The sequence below is a fragment of the Streptomyces sp. NPDC048277 genome, assembly GCF_040652235.1.
Taxonomy (GTDB): domain Bacteria; phylum Actinomycetota; class Actinomycetes; order Streptomycetales; family Streptomycetaceae; genus Streptomyces.
Window position 1 is genome coordinate 648,932 of record NZ_JBEZLQ010000001.1, and the last position, 18,767, is coordinate 667,698.

20 protein-coding genes and 1 pseudogene are annotated in these 18,767 nt (G+C 71.6%); 19 read left to right on the top strand and 2 right to left on the bottom strand.

Annotated features, from left to right (window positions below; all coding sequences use genetic code 11):
- Positions 1–283: 283 nt before the first annotated feature.
- From AB0D85_RS03080 to AB0D85_RS03100, 5 genes and pseudogenes are all read left to right on the top strand, one after another.
- Positions 284–1,180 (top strand): annotated as a pseudogene (locus AB0D85_RS03080) (AAA family ATPase); the annotation flags it as partial.
- Positions 1,176–1,745, top strand: a complete 570-nt coding sequence (locus AB0D85_RS03085; protein ID WP_362313529.1) for a hypothetical protein — start codon at positions 1,176–1,178, stop codon at positions 1,743–1,745. The pseudogene AB0D85_RS03080 and the gene AB0D85_RS03085, both read left to right, overlap by 5 nt.
- Positions 1,712–3,133 carry a LuxR C-terminal-related transcriptional regulator gene (locus AB0D85_RS03090; protein WP_362313479.1) on the top strand — a complete coding sequence of 474 codons (1,422 nt, stop codon included), beginning with the start codon at positions 1,712–1,714 and terminating at the stop codon, positions 3,131–3,133. The genes AB0D85_RS03085 and AB0D85_RS03090 overlap by 34 nt, the downstream gene beginning before the upstream one ends.
- Positions 3,134–3,148: 15 nt before the next feature.
- Complete coding sequence (locus tag AB0D85_RS03095; protein ID WP_362312787.1) at positions 3,149–4,066, top strand: MEDS domain-containing protein; 918 nt, start codon at positions 3,149–3,151, stop codon at positions 4,064–4,066.
- Positions 4,067–4,170: 104 nt separating this feature from the next.
- Positions 4,171–4,653 (top strand): ATP-binding protein, encoded by a 483-nt coding sequence (locus tag AB0D85_RS03100; RefSeq protein WP_362312788.1) that lies wholly within the window; start codon positions 4,171–4,173, stop codon positions 4,651–4,653.
- A gap of 73 nt (positions 4,654–4,726) precedes the next feature.
- Here the strand turns inward: AB0D85_RS03100 and AB0D85_RS03105 are convergent, their stop codons facing one another.
- Positions 4,727–6,445, bottom strand: a complete 1,719-nt coding sequence (locus AB0D85_RS03105) for a glycosyl hydrolase family 18 protein (RefSeq protein WP_362312790.1) — start codon at positions 6,443–6,445, stop codon at positions 4,727–4,729.
- Positions 6,446–6,673: 228 nt separating this feature from the next.
- On the opposite strand from AB0D85_RS03105, the gene AB0D85_RS03110 reads away from it, so the two are divergent.
- The 14 genes from AB0D85_RS03110 to AB0D85_RS03175 all read left to right on the top strand — a co-directional run bounded on the left by AB0D85_RS03110 (position 6,674) and on the right by AB0D85_RS03175 (position 17,930).
- The gene (locus AB0D85_RS03110; RefSeq protein ID WP_362312791.1) at positions 6,674–7,603 is read left to right on the top strand and encodes a hypothetical protein; all 930 of its coding nucleotides are present in this window, start codon (positions 6,674–6,676) and stop codon (positions 7,601–7,603) included.
- A gap of 94 nt (positions 7,604–7,697) precedes the next feature.
- Positions 7,698–8,402, top strand: a complete 705-nt coding sequence (cpaB, locus tag AB0D85_RS03115; RefSeq protein WP_362312793.1) for a Flp pilus assembly protein CpaB — start codon at positions 7,698–7,700, stop codon at positions 8,400–8,402.
- 12 nt (positions 8,403–8,414) lie between these two features.
- Positions 8,415–9,674: a P-loop NTPase gene (locus AB0D85_RS03120; RefSeq protein ID WP_362312795.1), complete on the top strand. Its 1,260-nt coding sequence runs from the start codon at positions 8,415–8,417 to the stop codon at positions 9,672–9,674.
- Positions 9,675–9,871: 197 nt separating this feature from the next.
- Positions 9,872–10,201, top strand: coding sequence for a pilus assembly protein (locus AB0D85_RS03125; RefSeq protein ID WP_362313482.1), 330 nt, complete (start codon positions 9,872–9,874; stop codon positions 10,199–10,201).
- A gap of 1 nt (position 10,202) precedes the next feature.
- Positions 10,203–10,547: a TadE/TadG family type IV pilus assembly protein gene (locus AB0D85_RS03130; RefSeq protein WP_362312797.1), complete on the top strand. Its 345-nt coding sequence runs from the start codon at positions 10,203–10,205 to the stop codon at positions 10,545–10,547.
- A gap of 18 nt (positions 10,548–10,565) precedes the next feature.
- Positions 10,566–11,903, top strand: coding sequence for a CpaF family protein (locus tag AB0D85_RS03135; protein ID WP_362312799.1), 1,338 nt, complete (start codon positions 10,566–10,568; stop codon positions 11,901–11,903).
- Positions 11,904–11,906: 3 nt separating this feature from the next.
- Complete coding sequence (locus tag AB0D85_RS03140; protein ID WP_362312801.1) at positions 11,907–12,851, top strand: type II secretion system F family protein; 945 nt, start codon at positions 11,907–11,909, stop codon at positions 12,849–12,851.
- A gap of 11 nt (positions 12,852–12,862) precedes the next feature.
- Positions 12,863–13,750: a DUF5936 domain-containing protein gene (locus tag AB0D85_RS03145; protein WP_362312802.1), complete on the top strand. Its 888-nt coding sequence runs from the start codon at positions 12,863–12,865 to the stop codon at positions 13,748–13,750.
- A gap of 35 nt (positions 13,751–13,785) precedes the next feature.
- A complete protein-coding gene (locus AB0D85_RS03150; protein WP_362312804.1) occupies positions 13,786–15,024 on the top strand; it encodes a histidine kinase in 1,239 nt (412 codons plus the stop codon).
- A 29-nt stretch (positions 15,025–15,053) separates the two neighbouring features.
- Positions 15,054–15,815: a response regulator transcription factor gene (locus AB0D85_RS03155; protein WP_362312806.1), complete on the top strand. Its 762-nt coding sequence runs from the start codon at positions 15,054–15,056 to the stop codon at positions 15,813–15,815.
- Positions 15,816–15,922: 107 nt separating this feature from the next.
- Positions 15,923–16,111, top strand: a complete 189-nt coding sequence (locus AB0D85_RS03160) for a hypothetical protein (RefSeq protein ID WP_362312808.1) — start codon at positions 15,923–15,925, stop codon at positions 16,109–16,111.
- Entirely contained in the window at positions 16,108–16,689 is a 582-nt protein-coding gene (locus tag AB0D85_RS03165) for a pilus assembly protein TadG-related protein (protein ID WP_362313485.1), read from the top strand. The genes AB0D85_RS03160 and AB0D85_RS03165 overlap by 4 nt, the downstream gene beginning before the upstream one ends.
- A 34-nt stretch (positions 16,690–16,723) precedes the next feature.
- Positions 16,724–17,293, top strand: coding sequence for a hypothetical protein (locus tag AB0D85_RS03170; RefSeq protein WP_362312810.1), 570 nt, complete (start codon positions 16,724–16,726; stop codon positions 17,291–17,293).
- Between the two features lie 7 nt (positions 17,294–17,300).
- On the top strand, positions 17,301–17,930 hold the full coding sequence (locus AB0D85_RS03175; RefSeq protein ID WP_362312812.1) for an OmpA family protein: 630 nt from the start codon (positions 17,301–17,303) through the stop codon (positions 17,928–17,930).
- On the opposite strand, the gene AB0D85_RS03180 is transcribed toward AB0D85_RS03175, so the two are convergent.
- Positions 17,905–18,468, bottom strand: a complete 564-nt coding sequence (locus AB0D85_RS03180; RefSeq protein ID WP_362312814.1) for a nuclear transport factor 2 family protein — start codon at positions 18,466–18,468, stop codon at positions 17,905–17,907. The two genes, AB0D85_RS03175 and AB0D85_RS03180, sit on opposite strands and share 26 nt — an antisense overlap.
- Positions 18,469–18,767 lie beyond the last annotated feature (299 nt).

Here is an 18,767-nt window from a genome sequence, read left to right on the forward strand (position 1 = left end):
CTCCTGGGGGGAGGTGGGGGTGGTTCACTGCGACGTACCTGTGAAGTGGCTGTGCGGGTGCCGCTCATCGTCAATGAATGGCATGAGCAGGTCAAGGCGGTAAATCCAGCCGTCCGCATCGGCCGCGTACATCGGCTCCGCCGGGCGGCCGCGCAGTGTACGCCCGCCTCCGCCCCCGCAGGCCACCCCCGCGGAAGTGCACCCTCCCGCGTGATGTCCATGTGTGTTCCGCCGCCGCTCCGGGGGACCGTGGACGGACGGCCAAGAGGAGGGCTGGCTGATCATGGGCGGATCAGCGCCGCGCGGGAGCTGCCGGCTACCGGTCGAGACGACCAGCTTCGTCGACCGGAGGGACGAACAGGCCACGGGCCGCGAGCTGTTGGCCAAGGCACGCCTTGTCACGCTCACCGGCCCCGGCGGCGTCGGCAAGACCCGCCTCGCCGCCCACATCGCGTCCCGCGTCGAACGCGCCTTCCCCGACGGCGTCCGCTACGTCGCCCTCGCCGGCCTGCGCGACCCCGCACTGGTCCCGCTCGCCGCCGCCGACGCGCTCGGCCTGCACGACCACTCCGAGCGGCCCCCGCTGGACACGCTGGTGGAGCGGCTCCACGACCGCCGTCTGCTCCTCGTCGTCGACAACTGCGAGCACCTCCTCGCCGCCTGCGCCGACCTCGCCGCGGCCCTGCTGCGCGGCACCACCGGCGTCCGGGTCCTCGCCACCAGCCGGCACCGGCTCGGCCTCACCGAGGAACACCTCATGGAGGTACGGCCGTTGCCGGTTCCCGACCCGGACGGCGACCTCTCCGCCGCCGAGTCCCACCCGGCCCTCGCCCTCTTCGCCGACCGCGCCGCCGCCGTACTCCCCGGCTTCCGGCTCACCCCCGCCAACCGGGCCGCCGTGGCCCGGCTGTGCCGCCGCCTCGACGGGCTCCCCCTCGCGATCGAACTCGCCGCCGTACGGATGCGCGTCCTCGGCCTCGACCAGCTCCTCGCCCGCCTCGACGACCGCTACCGCCTCCTCACCGCCGGCAGCCCGGCCGCCCTGCCCCGCCACCAGACGCTGCGCGCGGCCGTCGACTGGAGCCACGAACTCTGCACCGAACAGGAGCAGTCGGCCTGGGCCCACCTGTCGGTACTGGCCGGAACCTTCGACCTGGAGACAGCCGAGGCGGTCTGTGCAGAGGCGGCAGCCGAAGCCGGAGCTGGAGCTGGGGCCGGGGCCGGAGCTGGAGCTGGAGCTGGGGCCGGGGCCGGAGCTGGGGCCGGAGCTGGAGCTGGGGCCGGGGCCGGGGCCGGGGCCGGAGCTGGAGCTGGAGCTGGGGCCGGAGCTGGAGCTGGGGCCGGGGCCGGAGCTGGGGCCGGAGCCGGGGCCGAAGCTGGAGCCGCAGCCGCAGCCGCAGCCGGGGCCGCGGCCGGGGCCGGAGCTGGAGCCGGAGCTGGAGCCGGAGCTGGAGCCGGAGCTGGGGCCGGGGCCGGAGCTGGAGCTGGAGCTGGGGCCGGGGCCGGAGCCGCAGCCGAAGCTGGGGCCGCAGCCGCAGCCGGAGCCGCAGCCGGAGCCGCAGCCGGGGCCGGGGCCGGGGCCGGGGCCGGAGCCGAAGCTGGGGCCGGGGCCGGGGCCGGAGCCGGTGTGGGACCCGGGCCCGTTCCCGGACTCGCTCCCGAAACCGCCGCCACAGCCGTCAGCCGGGTCGCCGACGCCGTCGGTCGCCGTGTGCCGGAATCTCTCGACGTCCTCGAAGCCGTAGCCGGGCTCGTCGACAAGTCCGTGCTCGTTCGTGAGGACGCCCCGGACGGTGGCGGTGCCCGCTACCGGCTACTCGACACGCTCCGCCACTACGGCCTCGACCGGCTCCGTGAGCGCCCCGGTGCGGAGGCCGCCGCCCGGCGCCGGCACCGTGACCGGGTCCAGCGGTACGCCGACGCCTGTGAGGCCGCCTGGTTCGGACCCGGTCAGCGGGAGATCGTCGCCCGGCTCGGCGCCGACCGGGACGGTCTGCGCGCCGCTCTCGACTTCAGCCTCACCACCCCCGGCGAGGCCCGCGCCGGCCTGCGGCTCGCGGGCACCCTCTGGTTCCACTGGCACGCCTGCGGCGCCCCGCGCGAGGGCCGCTACTGGCTGGACCGCGCCCTGGAAGCCAACCCCGAACCGACCCCCGAACGCGCCCGTGCCCTCTGGGTCTCCGCCCTGCTCGCCGGCAGCCCCGAGGACCTCACCCGGGGCCTGCGCCGCGCCCGTGAGGCCCGGGCTCTCGCCGAGCGGCTCGGCGACCCGGCGGAGGCCGCCCACGCCGACTACGTCATCGGTGTCGTCCAGCTCTTCGCCGACGACCTGACCGCCGCCCGCGCCCACTACGAGACCACCGTCGCCCGCGGCCCCGTACCCGGCCAGCACCTCAGTCTGTACGGCCTGGACATGGTCGAACTGGCCTGCGCCCACGCCTTCCTGGGCCGGCCCGACCGGGCCACCGCCGTCTGCGAGCAGGCCCTGCGGCTCTGCGAGGCGCACGGCGAGGACTGGGTCCGCTCCTACGTCCTGCGCATCCTCGCCCTGGCCCATGCCGTCCGCGGCGACTGGCGGCGCGCCGAACCCTGCGCCCGCGAGGCGCTGCGCCGCAAGCTCGGCGTGCACGACGTCATCGGCATCGGGCTCACCCTCGACCTGCTCGCCCGCATCGCCGACGGCCTGGGCGCCGCCGAACGCACCGCCGTCCTGCTCGGCGGCGCCGACCGGGTCTGGTCCGACATCGACCGCGACCGCTGGGGGTCCGCCGCGCTCAACTCGGCCCGGCGCGCGTGCGAGACCAACGCCCGCGCGGCTCTGGGACCGGGAGCGTACGAGCGGGCGTACGGCCGGGGCGGGGTGCTCGGTCTCGCCGAGATCGCGGGCTTCGCCCTCGGCGAGCAGCCCCAGGTGCCGGACGGGCCGTCGGAGCCGAGGGCGGCTCCGGTCCGGCTCACCCGCCGGGAGAGCGAGGTCGCCGAGCTCGTCGCCGAGGGGCTGGGCAACCAGCAGATCGCCGACCGCCTGGTCATCGCCCGCCGTACCGCCGAGGGCCACGTGGAACGCATCCTCGGCAAGCTCGGCTTCAGCAACCGCAGCCAGATCGCCGCCTGGGTGACCGCCCGGCGCTGACGCACAGGAGATGTGATGAGCAGCAGTACGAACGCGGGCCCCGCAGCGGCTCAGGGGCACTTCGACCACCGGATGGCGGTGTTCGGCTCGGACGACGCGTTCGCCGCCGCGGCCCTGCCCTTCCTCGCCGAGGGCCTCGCCGCCGACGAGCCCCCGCCCGTCGCCATCGCCGCCCCGGCCCTGCTGGCCGTCCTGCGGGACGCGCTCGGCACCGACGCCAGGGAGGTCGGCTTCATCGACCACACCGACTGGTACACCGGCACCGCCGCCAACGCCGTGGCCCAGGGCGCCGGTTACCTGGCCGCCCACGCCGGTCCCGGCGGCCGGGTCCACCTCCTCATGGAGCCCGACTGGGCCGGACGCGCGGGCCGTTCGGCGCGGGAGAGCACCGAGTGGATCCGCTACGAGTCCCTCGCCAACCTCCTCTTCGCCCCCTTCGGCACCACGGCGCTGTGCGCGTACGACATCCGGACGGCGGGCCCGGCCGTCGTCGACGCGGCCCGCCGCGCCCACCCGGGTACCGGGGTGTACGAGCAACCCCCGGTGCTGGTCCGCGAACTGGACGCCGTACCGCTGCCGCCGCCCCCGCTGTCGGCCGCCCGGTTGCCGGGTCCGGAGGCGGTGCACGCCTGGTCGGCCGGGCTCGGACTCCCCGCGGCGGACGCCGAGTTGTTCACCCGTGCGGTCGTGGCGGCGGCGACCGCGCACGGGCCGGTGATCGAGATCCTCGCCTGGGGCGAGGCCCCGGCCTGCCGCTGCGAGCTGCGGCTGTGCCGGGCGGTGCACGATCCGCTGGCCGGCTTCGTCCCGCCGCCGGGCGGGGAACTGGAGCCGGGGCAGGGGCTGTGGTTCACCCGCCAGGTGTGCGCGTACGTCGATGTCCGCGACGGGGTGCCGGGCGACGGGGCGAAGATCCGCGTCCAGTACGGGTGAACGAGGTGCCGTACGCGCGTACCCCCGTATCCGCGCATACGCAGGTACGGAATCAGGTAATTGTCCCCCTGCCCGGGGAGCCGGGCAGGGGGACGCTGGGGGACATGCTGCAACCCTCCGGGGGCCGCCTCCCGGATCCCGACCCTCAGTACGCCGCCTATCCGCAGCCCCCGACCCGTGCCGGCCATCTGAGCGTCGCCTACGAACCCCGTCCCACGGCGGCCCGGGAGGCCCGCGTGGCGGTGCGCAGGCAACTGGAGGAGTGGGGACTGGCGGAGCAGGACGATGTGGCGGATGTGGCCGAACTCCTCGTCGGCGAGCTGGCCGCCAACGCGCTGTGCCATGCGGCGAGCCGGTTCCGGCTCACCCTGTCGGCCTCGCACGGGGTGCTGCGCTGCGAGGTCGCGGACGAGGACCACCGCCCGCCGCGGCTGCTGGACGCGGGACTGGAGGAGGGCGGCCGGGGGATGTACCTGGTGGACGCGCTCGCCCGGCGCTGGGGCTGCCACCGGGACGGGCCGGGCAAGACCGTGTGGTTCGAACTCGGCACCTGCGGCTGCGACGGCTGCGGTCCACGACGGCCGTAGCGCCCCGGCGGCCCGCGCGGCCACCGGGGCGTGATCATGGGTTCACGGGTTCATGGGTTCACGGGTTCATGGATTACGGCAGTGCGTGGACGTGGGCGCCCACCGAGGACGACCAGGCGTTCCCGGCGGCCGCGTCCCAGTTCGTCGACCAGGTCATCGCGCCCCGCAGGGCCGGATACGTCGTCGACGGCTTGAAGGAGCCGCAGTTGGTGCCCTTGGCGAGGCAGTCGAGCGCGTTGTTCACCACGGTCGGCGACACATAGCCGCTGCCCGCCGCACTCGTCGACGCCGGCAGGCCGAGCCCCACCTGGGACGGCGACAGACCGCCCTGCAGCTGGATGCAGGCGAGCGCGGTGAGGAAGTCCACCGAGCCCTGGCTGTACACCTTGCCGTCGCAGCCCAGCATCGAACCGCTGTTGTAGTACTGCATGTTGACGACGGTGAGGATGTCCTTGATGTTCAGGGCCGTCTGGAAGTACGCGTTGGACGTCGACTGCATGTCGATCGTCTGCGGGGCCATGGTGATGATCAGCGACGAGCCCGCCTTCGCCGACAGCGCGCGCAGCGCCTGGCTCATGTAGGTCGCGTTGACGCCGTTCTCCAGGTCGATGTCGACGCCGTCGAAGCCGTACGTCTGCATCAGCGAATAGACGGAGTCGGCGAAGTTCGTCGCGGAGGTCGAGTCGGTCACCGAGATCGTGCCGTTCTGGCCGCCGACCGAGATGATGACCTTCTTGCCGGCGGCCTGCTTGGCCTTGATGTCGGCCTTGAACTGGTCGACCGTGTACCCGCCGAGCCCGGCGGAGTCGAGGGTGAAGCTCACCGCGCCGGGTGTGCCGGTCGCGTCCGCGAAGGCGACGGCGATGATGTCGTACGAGGACGGCACGTCCGAGATCTTCTGGACGGTCGCGCCGTTGTTGAAGTTCTGCCAGTACCCCGTCACCGCGTGCTTGGGCAGCGAGCTCGTCGGGCTGGTGGCGGTCGTCGTCGCCGTCACCGCCGACGACTTCGCCGACTCACCCGCCGAGTTGGTCGCGGTGACCTGGAAGGAGTACGACGTCGAGGCCGCGAGTGAGGTGATCGTGGCGGAGGCGCCGGTGACCGCCGAGACCTTGGTGCCGTTCTGGTAGACGTTGTAGCCGGTCGCGCCGGACACCGCGCTCCAGGACAGGGACGCGGAGGTGGACGTCGTACCGGAGACCGCGAGGCCGGTGGGGGTGGCCGGGACGGTCGGGGCCGGGTCGGTGCCGCCTCCGCCGTCGGGGCCGTAGACCGAGAAGTCGTCGGCGTAGTAGGCGGGCTGGCCGTACCAGCCGTGGGTCCAGACCGTCACCGAGGTGGTCGAGGCGCCGGTGGTGAAGGTCGTCGACAGCTGGGTCCAGGACGTGTTCGGGGTCCAGGTCGACACGTCCGTGGTGCCGGTGCCGGTGACGCCGAGGTAGGTGTAGGAGCCCTGCACCCACGCGCTCAGCGTGTAGGTGGAGTTGGCCTGCACCGCCACCGTCTGGCTGCACTGGGCGTAGTCCTGCCCGGCCGGGGTCGCCTGCAGCGCGGCGGCGCCGGAGTGGACGGGGGAGGAGACCGTCGTACCGCTGCCCGCGGAGCAGGTCCAGTTGCTCAGGGCCGACTCGAAGCCGGCGTTCTTCACGTTGTTGACGTCGGCGGCGGAGGCCGGGGAGGAGGTCAGGCCCGCCGTCGCGAGGGCCATGGCGAGCGCGGCCACAGCCGACCAGGTGCGCATACGTCGTCGTCCGGTGTGGGGGGACGCGAGTCGGGGGATGAGTCTGGGCATGACAAACAAGTTGGTCCAGACCAATTCACCTGTCAATAGGTCCAGACCAAATTCGGCAGCGGAATAGAAGGTCCCGGAAACGGGAAGGGGTCGGCCGGAACTGGCCTCGGTCATATGCTCAACCTGTCCCGATTTGGCGGCACTTGTGCGGCCACAGATCCCAGACAGCTACACAAACGCTGTTCTCCGGTCACAGAGGCGTGGTTACAGTGCTGAGGTAGTCACGCAATGAAGTCGTCCCGGCTCATTGGAGTAACACCGGTGGGCCGCCGGGGTGTGGAGAGCGGGGAGCTGCGCGTGCCAACTGCCATTGCCGTGACCAGCGCCGACATGGCGCTGCCGGCGCAGGACGAGCGGACCATGCCCGCGGTCGTGCTCCGGGACCTGGACCAGCGGCCCCTCGACCAGACCCTCGCCGAGCTCGTGGCCCTCATCGAGCAGCACGGACATGTGATCGTCGTGTGCTCGGGCGCCGTACCGGAGCCCGTGATCCGGCGCCTGTACACGCTCCGTTCGCTGCTGGAGAGCGACCGGATCGCCCTCTTCCGCCCCGACCTGCCGCCCCTGGGCATCGCCGTCCTGGCCCGGCAGCTGCGCCAGCTGGCCTCCTGCGACCTCAGCCCCGGCGTGCTCGCGTCGGCCGGCCGGCTGCTCACCCACTACATCCACTCCGGCGCCGTCCTCGGCTCGGTCGCCAGACTGGACCGCGTCCCGGTCACCCTCAAGGCGCACGCCAAGTCCTGGATGCCCGGCACCCATTTCGGGGTCGTCGCCCACCCCCAGCCGCAGCTGGTCAAGGCCACCCCGGAAGCGACCCTGACCGGACCCGAGTTCAGCACCTGGATGCTGGTCGCCAGGGGTCAGCTGCAGTCCGAGTGGATCGGCTCCCTCGCCAAGGCCTGGGGCGCGTACGGACTGCGCGAGACCCCGCTGCCGGCCGAGTCGTCCGTCTGGTGGGGCACCGGCCGGATGATCGAGTTCACCAGCTACCTCGCCGACCTGTCGGTCCTCTACCAACTGGTCACCTCGGTACGGCAGACCAGCTGTCACTGGTGCGGCATCGACGTCATCGGCGACCGCTGTGTCTTCTGCTCCGCCACCCCGCCCGTCTACGACCCCCCGGCGCCCCGCGCGCTGGAACAGCGCACGCCCGCCTGACGCCCGGGGCGGCGGCCGCCACCGACGCCCCCGTACCGCCCACCGCTCGGTTTCCCCACTTGCCCCACTTCCCCCGATGAGGTCGCACGGTCCCATGAACTCCCGTCAGCGCCGCGGCGTGATACTCCTGATCCTGTCGGCGATCTGCGCGCTCGGCGCGTTCGCCGGCGTGCTCTCCGTCATCGACGACGTGAAGTCGAAGGTCGGCCCCGAGGTCACCGCGTACGAACTCCGCTCGGACGTGACGCCCTACACGACGCTGAGCGCGAGCCAGTTCAAGAAGATCTCGATGCCCAAGCGCTGGCTGTCCGCCAACGCGGTCACCAGCCTCAGCCAGGTCGAGGGCAAGATCGCGGTCACCACGCTGAAGAAGGGCTCGCTGCTCCAGACCGACATGGTCGTCGACCAGCCCGCGCTCAAGGCGGGCGAGCAGGAGGTCGCCATCATGATCGACGCGGCCACCGGGGTGGCCGGCAAGATCACCCCCGGTTCGCTGGTCAACGTCTACGCCACCTTCGAGGGCAAGCAGCAGAGCGCCCCCGACCAGTCGAAGATCATCGTTACCGACGCCCGGGTCCTGGACGTCGGCGCCCAGCTCAGCTACGTGGCGCCGGACAACAGGAGCCAGCAGCCCAGCGACGCCGTCCCCATCACCTTCGCGCTGTCCACGCTCGACGCCCAGCGCCTCACCTACGCGGAGTCCTTCGCCCAGCGGGTCCGGCTCGCCCTGGTCGCGCCCGGCACCACGACCAGCGTGCCGGACAAGGACCGTACCTACGAACTCGCGACGGACAAGTGAGAGGCGCCTCGCATGCCCATCAGGATCCTCCCCGCCGTCGGTGACGCGGACGCCCTCCGCTCCCTCGTCTCCCTGCTCAGCCAGCTCCCGGACGCCGAACCGCTGCCGCCCGTCGTCGACTCCACGCAACTCGTCGACACCCTCGCCCGGTGTGCCGCGGAGTCCGTCGACGAACTCCCCGAGGTCGTCGTCGTCCACGAACGCATCGGCCCGGTCCCGGCGCTGGAACTGATCCGCGAGGTCGCCCTGCGCTTCCCCGCCGTGGGCGTCGTCCTCGTCACCACCGACACCAGCCCCGGCCTGTTCGCCGCCGCGATGGACTCCGGCGCCCGCGGCCTGGTCGGGCTCCCGCTGAGCTACGAGGAGCTGGCGGGCCGCGTCCAGGCGGTCGCCCAGTGGTCCACGGGAGTACGACGTCATCTCGGCCACGGCGCCGACGTGTTCGCCGGGGTGGGCGGCACGGTCGTGACGGTGAGCGGGGCCAAGGGCGGGGTCGGCGCGTCCCTCGTCGCGATCCACGTCGCCCTCGCCGCGCAGGCCTCCGGCCACTCCACCGCCCTCGTCGACCTCGACCTCCAGACCGGCGACGTCGCCTCCTACCTGGACGTGCAGTTCCGCCGCTCGGTCGCCGACCTCGCCGCCGTCAACGACATCTCCCCGCGCGTCATGGCCGAGGCCGTCTTCCGCCACGACTCCGGGCTGGCGCTGCTGCTGGCTCCGGCCGAGGGCGAACGCGGCGAGGAGGTCACCGACCGCGCCGCCCGCCAGATCCTCAGCGCCCTGCGCTCCCGCTACGAGATGGTGATCGTCGACTGCGGCGCCCAGCTCGGCGGGGCGGGCGCGGCGGCCGTGGAGACCGCCGACATGGCGCTGCTGGTCACCACGCCGGACGTGGTCGCCGTACGCGCGGCCAAGCGCACGGTCCGGATGTGGGACCGGCTGCAGATCCGCAAGGCCGAGGAGACGACGGTCGTCGTCAACCGGCACACGCGCGGTACGGAGATCCAGCCGGCGCTGATCCAGCGCATCACCGGCACGGCACTGGCGGGGACGGCGATTCCCGCCAATTTCAAGGAGCTTCAGGCCTCGGTGGACGCGGGGCGCATCCACGAGCTGGACAGCAGGAGCACGGTGAAGCAGGCGCTGTGGGCACTGGCCGGGGAACTGGGGCTGGTGCGGACGGGGGAGGCGGCGCCGACGCGCCGGGCCGCGAGGGCACGGGGCGGGGAGCGGGCGGCTGTGGGGTTCAGACGGCGGAAGGAACTTCCGTGAGGTGGCGTCGGTCAGGTGCGGCTGTGTGGGGGGTGCTCGCGCAGTTCCCCGCGCCCCTGAAGGGGCGCCCGTTGCAGCGCCCCTTGTCTTTCAGGGGCGCGGGGCTGCATTTGATATGCGGCTACCGCCGCGCGGGCGCGACCAGCCCCCACCGGCCCGCACGTGACCGCGGCCAGGTCTCCATCGAACTCCTCGGCATGACCCCGATCATCATCCTCACCCTCGTCCTCTGCTGGCAGGCCGTCCTCACGGGATACGCCTTCACCCTCGCGGGCAACGCCGCCGACGAGGGCGTCCGCGCGGGCACGGCCGTCCCCCGCGCGGAGCGCTACGCCGCCTGTCAGCGCGCGGCGCTGGAGGACCTCTCCAGCGCCTGGCGGGCGGGCGCCACGGTGGACGACTGCGGCGGCACCGGCACGGTCACCGCGGACGTCTCCCTCCGCGTCCCGGTCCTCTTCCCCGGCACGATCGCCTTCCCCGTCACGGTCCACGGCCACGCCGGCACCGTGGAGGAGGTGAAGCGCTGAGATGCACCCCCGTCGGCAGACCCGCGACCGCGGACAGGTCGCCATCGAGTACCTCGGCTTCGTCCCGATCCTCCTCCTCGTCGCCCTGGCCGGCATCCAGCTCGGCGCCGTCGCCTACGCCGCCGAGCAGGCCGGGACGGCGGCGCGGGCGGGGGCACGGGCCGCCTCGCTGCAGCAGGACGTCGGCGCCGCCTGCTCCTCCGCGGTCAGCAGCGGGATCGACGTGAGCTGCGCGTCCTCCGGCGGCGGCGACTCGGTCACCGTGACCGCCACGGTCCACATCCCCAAGATCGTCTGGGACCTCGGCAACGCCACCAAGTCCGCCACGATGCCGGTCGACCACTGAACGAGGAGCACGGCAACCATGAGCCTGCGGGCACGCATCAACTCCCCCGAGGAGAACGGCAGCCGGGGCGAGGACGGCCACCTGGTCTCCTCGTACCGGGCCAAGCTCCTGGAGGAGATCGACCTCGCGGAGATGAGCGCGCTGGCCGCCGCCGAGCGCCGGGCCCGTCTCGAACGCGTCCTCGGCCACATCATCAGCCGCGAGGGCCCGGTCCTGTCGACCGTCGAACGCTCCCAGCTGATCCGCCGGGTGGTCGACGAGGCGCTCGGCCTCGGCATCCTGGAGCCGCTCCTCGAAGACGCGTCGATCACCGAGATCATGGTGAACGGCCCCGACGCGATCTTCGTCGAACGCGGCGGCCGCGTCGAGCAGTTGCCGCTGCGGTTCGTGTCGGCGGACCAGCTGATGCAGACCATCGAGCGGATCGTCTCCACGGTCAACCGCCGCGTGGACGAGTCGAACCCGATGGTCGACGCCCGCCTCCCCTCCGGCGAGCGCGTCAACGTCATCATCCCGCCGCTCTCGCTCACCGGCCCGATCCTCACCATCCGCCGCTTCCCGCGCTCCTTCACCCTCCAGGAGCTGATCGGCTTCGGCTCGCTCGACGAGCACATGGTGTTCCTGCTGGCGGGCCTGGTGCAGGCGAAGTTCAACATCATCGTCTCCGGCGCCACCGGCACCGGGAAGACGACCCTGCTGAACGCCCTCTCCGGCCTGATCCCGGCGCACGAGCGCATCATCACCATCGAGGACTCCGCCGAACTCCAGCTCCAGCAGTCGCACGTGGTCCGGCTGGAGTCCCGCCCGTCGAACGTCGAGGGCAAGGGCCAGGTCACCATCCGCGACCTGGTCCGCAACTCCCTCCGTATGCGTCCCGACCGGATCGTGGTCGGTGAGGTCCGCGGCGGCGAGTCCCTCGACATGCTCCAGGCCATGTCCACGGGCCACGACGGCTCCCTCGCCACCGTCCACGCCAACAGCGCCGAGGACGCCCTGACCCGGCTCCAGACCCTGGCCTCCATGTCCGACGTCGAGGTCCCCTTCGTCGCCCTGCACGACCAGATCAACAGCGCGGTCGAGGTGATCGTCCAGCTCACCCGGTTCGCCGACGGCGCCCGCCGGATCACCGAGATCGCGATGCTCGACAGCCACGGCAGCGAGCCGTACCGGCTGGCGACCGTGGCCCGTTTCGACGCCCGGCCCATGACCCACGACGGCCATGTCCACGGCGCCTTCCAGTACTTCCCGCTGCCGCGCCGCACCGCCGACCGCCTCTACATGGCGGGCCAGCCGATCCCGCAGGCGTTCGGTGTCGCCGAGCACCTGCACCAGCTCACCACCCGAGAAGCGAGGTAGGCCATGTCCCTCCACGACCTCGTCGGCCTCACCACCGGCGTCACCCTGCTGACCTGCCTCCTGGCCGTGGTGGGCCTGCACAGCTACGCCTCCGGCCGGGCCCAGCGCGCGGCCCTGGTGGACCGCCTCTCCTACACGGGCGAGGTCCCGCTCTCCGGCCGCAGGCGCCGGTTCCGCAACCTGGACCGCCGGCTGCGCCGCACGTCTCTCGGCCGCCGCCTCGAACTCCGCCTGGCGGCGACCGGCCTGGACGTCACCGCGGGCGAGTTCTTCGTCTACATGCTGGCCACCGTCGTCGCCCTCTGGCTCATCGGACAGGCCGCCCTGGCCCCCTTCTTCGGCCCGATCGCCGGCCTTCTCGGCGTCTTCGCCGCCGTACAGTTCCTCAACTGGCAGCGCCAGAAACGCATCGAGCGGTTCATCGGCCAACTCCCCGAACTGGCCCGCATCCTGGCCAACGCCACCCACGCCGGACTCGCCCTGCGCACCGCGATCGGCATGGCGGCGGAGGAGCTGGAGGCCCCGGCCGGCGAGGAACTCGCCAAGGTCGCCGACCAGTTGGCGATCGGCCACTCCATCGACGACGCCCTGGGCGAACTGGCCGAGCGCCTCCCGTCCCGCGAACTGGTCGTCCTGGTCACCACGCTGGTCCTCTCCAACAGGGCGGGCGGCCAGGTGGTCTCGGCCCTGCGCAACCTCACCGAGACCCTGGAGGAGCGCAAGGAGACCCGCCGCGAGATCCGCACCCAGCTCTCCCAGGTGACGATGACGTCGTACGCCGTCCCGGCGCTGGGCATCGGCGCCCTGTTCCTGATGAACGGGGTCAAGGACGGCACCCTGGACCGCATGACGGGCTCCACGCTCGGCCAGGCGGCGGTGCTCATCGCCTTCGGCCTGTACGTCGTCGGCTTCGTCCTCATCCGCCGCCTGAGCCGAATCGACGTATAGGGGTCTTGGTCATGGCACTGCTCCTGGCCCTTCTCATGGCCCTCGGCGTCTGGGGCGTCTTCGCGGGCGTCCGCATGTACCGCGCGGACGCGAAGCTCCCGTCCGACCTGGCGATCGCCCTGGAGGTCGGCGCCACCCGCACCGGCGCCGCGAACTCCCTCATCGACCGCATGGGCATGCGCTACGCCCCCGCGGTACTCCGCCTGATGGGCCCGCGCCTGGTGGCCAAGTACCGCCGCAGGATCGACCTGGCGGGCAACCCCGGCGGCCTGACCATCGACCGCTACGCGGCCCGCAGGGCGGTCTACGGCGCCCTGGGTGCGGTGGGCTGCCTGGTCTTCCTCCTGCGCGGCCAGTACCTGATGGCCCTGATCCTGCTGCTCTTCGGCGCGTTCTGGACGGAGGTCGGCATCTGGTCGGCGATCCGCATCCGCAAGGACGTCATCGAACGCACCCTGCCGGACTTCCTCGACGTGCTGGCGGTGGTGGTGGGCGCGGGCCTCGGCTTCCGCCAGGCGCTGGACCGGGTCGCCACCCACTACGAGGGCCCCTGGGCGGACGAACTCCGCATCACCCTGCGCCAGATGGACCTGGGCATGAGCCGTCGCCAGGCCTTCGCGGAACTCCGCCGCCGCAACGACTCCGAACAGGTCGCGATGTTCGTGACGGCGTTGCAGCAGGGCGAGGAACTGGGCGCGCCGATCGTCGACACCCTGGTGGCGCTGGCCAAGGACATGCGCCGTACGGACGCCCAGAACGCGCGCCGCAAGGCGGCCCGGGCGGTACCGAGGGCCACGCTGATGATCACCACGTTCATGGTCCCCGCGACGATGCTGCTGCTGGCCGCGGGCCTGCTGCTGGGCTCGGGGATCGACTTCGGCTCGGTCACGGGGAAGTAGACGGGCGGGGACGGGTGACGGTGACGGTGACGGTGATGACGACGACGCCGACGACTCCGACGCCGACGGCGACGCGTGAGGCGGGCGAGAAGGTGGAGATCCGCGCCCTCCGGGCCATGTGCCGCCAGGTCTTCGGCTTCCGCCTGGCGATGATCGCGGTGGCCGCCCCGGCCGCGCTCCTCAACGCCAGCCCCGGCCTGGGCGCCCGCCTGGTCGGCTCCGCCGTGGTCGTCACCTTCATGGTCTCCTACGTCCTCTTCCGGGACTGGCAGCGCTTCGCCCCCCTCCTCCTGCGCCACCCCACCCTCCTGGCCGCGGACACCCTCTTCGGCTCCTTCCTCCTGATCTCGGCGGGCCCCGACACCACCCTCGCGTACGTCAGCGTCTGCACCCCCCTGCTCGCCGGCCTCCTCTACAGCTGGCGCGGGGCGGCCGTCTTCGCGTCCCTCCAGTCCGTGATCCTGCTCCTGGTGGAGACGACGCTGAAGCACCCGACGCGGGTGGCCGAGTCCCTCCTCCTGCCCGGCCTGTGCGTGATCACGGGTGCCATGGGCTCGACCCTGCGCACGCTCATGCTCCGCTTCGGCACCGCGACGGAGGCCCTGACCGCGACCCGTTCCCGGCTGGCCGCGACGGAGGCGGTGAGCGCGGAACGCGCCCGGCTTGCCCGCGAGATGCACGACTCGCTCACCAAGACCCTGTACGGCGTCGCGCTCGTCGCCGACGGCCTGGCGGAGTCGGCGGCCGCGTCCCCGGACCGCCTGGACCCGGCGCTGATCAGACAGCAGGCGGAACTGGTGGCGAGCGCGGCCCGCAGGGCGGCGGCGGAGTCCCGGCACCTCCTGACGGACCTGCGGAGCGAGCGGGACGAACAGGCACTGGACCTGCTGTCCGAACTGAACGCCCTGACAAGGGACTTCGCGGCGCGTACGGCCGTACCGGCGACGTACGAGGGCCCCACCACCCCCGTCCCCCTGCCCCCCGCCACGACCCGCCAGCTGCTGAGCATCGCGGGGGAGGCGCTGGAGAACGCGCACCGGCACGCGCAGGCGACGAGAGTCGACGTACGGGCGCGGACCACCCCCACCCACCTGATCGTCACGATCCACGACGACGGCCGGGGCCTCCCCCCGGACACGACGCTCGAACACCTGGGCCGCACCGACCACTTCGGCCTCCTCGGCATGACGGAACGAGCGGCGTCGGTGGGCGCCGGCATCCGACTCACCACCGACAAGGGCACGGAGGTCCGAGTGGAGGTGCCACTGACATGACGGAGACGGAGACGAGGGGAGGCCCCCCGATGCCACCACACCCCTTCGAGGGACGGTTCGAGGAACACGCGGACCGCCCCTCCCCACCCCTGCGCGTCCTGGTGGCCGACGACAACCCGGTCATCCGCGCGGGCCTGACCGCAGTCCTCTCCGCCTCGGACGACCTCACGGTGGTGGCGGAGGCCGAGGACGGCCGCGCGGCGTACGAGGCGGCCCTGCGCCACCGCCCCGACGTCATCCTCCTGGACGTCCGCATGCCGGGCGTCGACGGCATGGCGGCGCTGCCGTACCTGGTCCGTCTGGCCCCGGTGATGATGCTGACGTACAGCGACGAGAGGGAGATCGTCCAGGAGGCCGTACGCCTGGGCGCCGGGGGCTACCTGGTCCACGGCGAGTTCACGACCCCACAACTAGCCCAGGCGGTACGGGACGTGGGCGGCGGCCGCCCGCACTTCACACCGACGGCGACGAACGCGTTGCTGGCCCATATTAGGGCTGATGCAACTGCACACGCAAAACCCAAACTCCGTTTCCTGCCCCCACAAAACTCTCCACAAAACCTTTCGCAAATGCAACCGGATGTGGGACAGTCGACACAGTCCCGGTTTCAACTGAGCGGCAGAGAGGCGGAGATCATGGACCTCATCGCGTCCGGCATGAACAACCAGCAGATCGCCGCCGTCTGCTTCATCAGCGAGAAGACGGTCAAGAACCACATCAACCGCATCTTCGCCAAGCTCCACACCACCACGCGCTCCCAGGCGACGGCCAAGTGGCTGGGGGTGGCCTGAGATGAGCAGGATGAACTGGGTCCGGATTTGGGTCCTGGGACCCTCCGCCGATGGGTATGTTCCGCCATACGTTGCGAGGATCGGAACCGAACCCGGAGGGGAGCACCATGAGCGACCGGATGCTGAGGATGCTTGTCGCACTACAACGGCGCACCGACGACCGGGGGCAGACCGCGGTCGAGTACCTGGGGATCATTGCGGTGGTGGTGGCGATCGTGCTGGCCATCTCGGGCACGAACATCGGTCACTCGATCTTGGACGCGATCACCTCGAAAATCGGCGAAATCACCGGCTGACGCCGGCACGCAGTTTCCGGGACGCAGGGCAGGCCTTCCCGATCTACATCACGGTAGTGGCCGCCCTGCTCTTTCTCGCGCTCGCTTACCTGGCCGTGGGGCAGGCCGCGGTGAATCGCAACGGAGCCCAGACGGCCGCTGACGCGGCTGCTCTCGCCGCGGCCATGAAGACCCGTGACCAGCTTGCGGACCAGTGGGTGCAGGACGTACTCGACCCGACCAAGTGGCAGGACATATTCGACGGAGTGACGGGCACCAACTCGTGCTGGCGCGCCGACCAACTCGCCGCACAGAACGACGCCAGTGCGCAGTGCAGTGAACCCGCTCCGCTCCGCTACGTAGTCGATGCGAAGACGAACAAGCCGGTGGGTGACTCCGTCGTACCCGGAACGGAGAACATCCGGTCGACGGCGCACGCCACAGCGGTGATCGAGCCGCTCTGCACGTTCACGCTTTCCGGTGGGGGCGGTGTGCTGCCCGAACTCACCTGCAGGGACCGCAACTGGGACCTGGACCCCACCGACCTTACTGACCTCCCGGGCCCCGAGGACCTCTTCGACGTCCATCTGGCCGACTGACATGCGAACGACGATGGAAGAAGGAAGGGGAGCGATGACTGTTCGGTTCACCGCGAAGGCCCGCACGGGGATGATCGCACTGACCCTTGCGGCAGGTCTGGCCGTAAGCGTGACCGGATGTGGCGGCGGTGGCGACGGCAAGCCGCAGGCGTCGGCGTCCAAGAGCAGTGCGGCAAACCCGAGCACCCAGGACGGTCAGTCGGCCGCGCCCTTGGCGGAGTTGCAGGGCTCGGACGGTCTCCTTCTTCAAATCACCTCCGCGCAACGTGATTCAGGGGGGTTTGTCACGGTGAACGGTGTCCTGAAGAACGACGGCGCCGGGACCGTCACCATTCCGTCCGCCCTGAGCGGCAACGAAACCGAGATCACCAGGAACGGCACGTCTCTGGGGGGTGCCACACTGGTCGACTCCCAGGGGAAGAAGCGGTACTACGTGCTGCGTGACACGGACGGGCGTCCCCTGACCACGACCGGTTTCTCCTTGCTCAAGGCCGGCGCGACACTCGCTGTCTTCATGCAGTTCCCGGCGCCACCCGCCAGTACGACCGAGGTGAGTCTCCAGCTCCCCACCTTCTCCAGCGGCACGATCAAGATCTCCGGGTGAGGGCGAAGTGACCACACCACGTCTGCCCCTGACCCTGGGCGCCGCCACGCTCCTCCTCGTGACGAATCTCTACGGCGCGACGACCGCCCGTGCCGACGGAGGCGACCCGAGCGTCCCCCCGGGCACCGAAGCCTCCGCCAGCGCCCCCGTGAAGATCGACCCCACCGACCCCGACCTGAAGCTCCCCGAGGGCGCCACCCTCGCCGACCCCAAGGTCCTGGACATCAAGTCGGTCGTGGAGGACCAGAGCGGTGACGAGCGCAGGGAGGACACCAACGCGGACGTGACGTTCGCCCTCCAGGCCGAGGTGCTGTTCAGCAAGGACAGCGCGAAGCTGAGCGACGCGGCGAAGGCGCGGATCTCGGCGATCGCGGACGAGATCAGGAAGCAGAACCCGACCCAGGTCCGCGTCTTCGGCTTCACGGACAACCTGGGCTCCTCGGCCCACGGCGACATCCTCTCCCGCCAGCGCGCCAACGCCGTACAGGGCGTCCTCGACCAGGACCTGAACGACCCGAACATCACCTTCGACGTCCGCGGCTACGGCGAGCAGTACCCGATCGCCGACAACTCCACGGAGGAGGGAAGGAAGAAGAACCGCCGCGTGGAGGTCACGTTCCCGAGGACGGGGAGCTGACGGACTGGGCCGCGCCCGGCGCCCCGAAGAGCGCGTAGGACAGGTCGGAGGCGTCACGCGCGCCCCGCCGTGCCATGTCCGGGCCCGGGGAGTGGTCGGCGTGCCGGGCCTCGTGGAACATGTCGCCGACGTAGTCGCGGTGGTCGATGGCCCAGCGGCCGTCGCGCAGGGACCAGCGGTCGAGATAACGGCCGCGGTGGATCTGGTCGGTGACGAAGCCGTCCTCCGGGGCCGTCTGGAGCCACACCGCGACGTACGTCTCGCTGGTGGCCGTGCCCGAGGACAGGTCGAGGCGGATGAACTCGTTGGCCACCAGGTGGGAGTGGCTGCGAAAGCCGGCGTGGAAGGGCCAGACGAAGTCGAGGAAGCCGGTGGCACTGCCTCGATACGCGGGGCCGTAGTCGGCCGTCCCGCCGCCGTGCCAAACAGACTCGGCCAACGCACGGTCCATACGGTCGAGCCCACGGCTGTAGGAGTGCAGCACGTCCCTGATGGCGTCCTTGGCCGCCAGGGCGGCGAGTCGGTCGTCGGCTGTCACCGGAACCCTCTCCTCTCGGAACTGATACGACAGGCAGGTCGGTCGGACCCGATTCGGCTCAGGGCCGTACCACGCCCGCCCGAGCGGGGGCTGGAGGCACCCCGGCTCCTCAACCTAGCCACGCGGTGGAGGGTTCTCACCCGTCCGTCCCGGCCAGCGGAAGCCCTGTACGGCGGTGGCGGTGACAGTCACGGTTCTTGGAGCGTGTCCAGGGAGATGCCGGCGCCGATGCCGAACGGGGTGTCGGGTGCTCGGTGTCGCGGTCGCGGGCCTCCGAGTCCGGCGAGGCGACCTCGTCG

Bases quoted from the DNA above. Each gene is read 5' to 3' on its own strand.
- AB0D85_RS03095 (WP_362312787.1), top strand. From the start codon at position 3,149: ATGAGCAGCAGTACGAACGCGGGCCCCGCAGCGGCTCAGGGGCACTTC.
- AB0D85_RS03100 (WP_362312788.1), top strand. From the start codon at position 4,171: ATGCTGCAACCCTCCGGGGGCCGCCTCCCGGATCCCGACCCTCAGTAC.
- AB0D85_RS03105 (WP_362312790.1), bottom strand. From the start codon at position 6,445: ATGCCCAGACTCATCCCCCGACTCGCGTCCCCCCACACCGGACGACGA.
- AB0D85_RS03110 (WP_362312791.1), top strand. From the start codon at position 6,674: ATGAAGTCGTCCCGGCTCATTGGAGTAACACCGGTGGGCCGCCGGGGT.
- cpaB (WP_362312793.1), top strand. From the start codon at position 7,698: ATGAACTCCCGTCAGCGCCGCGGCGTGATACTCCTGATCCTGTCGGCG.
- AB0D85_RS03120 (WP_362312795.1), top strand. From the start codon at position 8,415: ATGCCCATCAGGATCCTCCCCGCCGTCGGTGACGCGGACGCCCTCCGC.
- AB0D85_RS03125 (WP_362313482.1), top strand. From the start codon at position 9,872: ATGACCCCGATCATCATCCTCACCCTCGTCCTCTGCTGGCAGGCCGTC.
- AB0D85_RS03130 (WP_362312797.1), top strand. From the start codon at position 10,203: ATGCACCCCCGTCGGCAGACCCGCGACCGCGGACAGGTCGCCATCGAG.
- AB0D85_RS03135 (WP_362312799.1), top strand. From the start codon at position 10,566: ATGAGCCTGCGGGCACGCATCAACTCCCCCGAGGAGAACGGCAGCCGG.
- AB0D85_RS03140 (WP_362312801.1), top strand. From the start codon at position 11,907: ATGTCCCTCCACGACCTCGTCGGCCTCACCACCGGCGTCACCCTGCTG.
- AB0D85_RS03145 (WP_362312802.1), top strand. From the start codon at position 12,863: ATGGCACTGCTCCTGGCCCTTCTCATGGCCCTCGGCGTCTGGGGCGTC.
- AB0D85_RS03150 (WP_362312804.1), top strand. From the start codon at position 13,786: ATGACGACGACGCCGACGACTCCGACGCCGACGGCGACGCGTGAGGCG.
- AB0D85_RS03155 (WP_362312806.1), top strand. From the start codon at position 15,054: ATGCCACCACACCCCTTCGAGGGACGGTTCGAGGAACACGCGGACCGC.
- AB0D85_RS03160 (WP_362312808.1), top strand. From the start codon at position 15,923: ATGAGCGACCGGATGCTGAGGATGCTTGTCGCACTACAACGGCGCACC.
- AB0D85_RS03170 (WP_362312810.1), top strand. From the start codon at position 16,724: ATGACTGTTCGGTTCACCGCGAAGGCCCGCACGGGGATGATCGCACTG.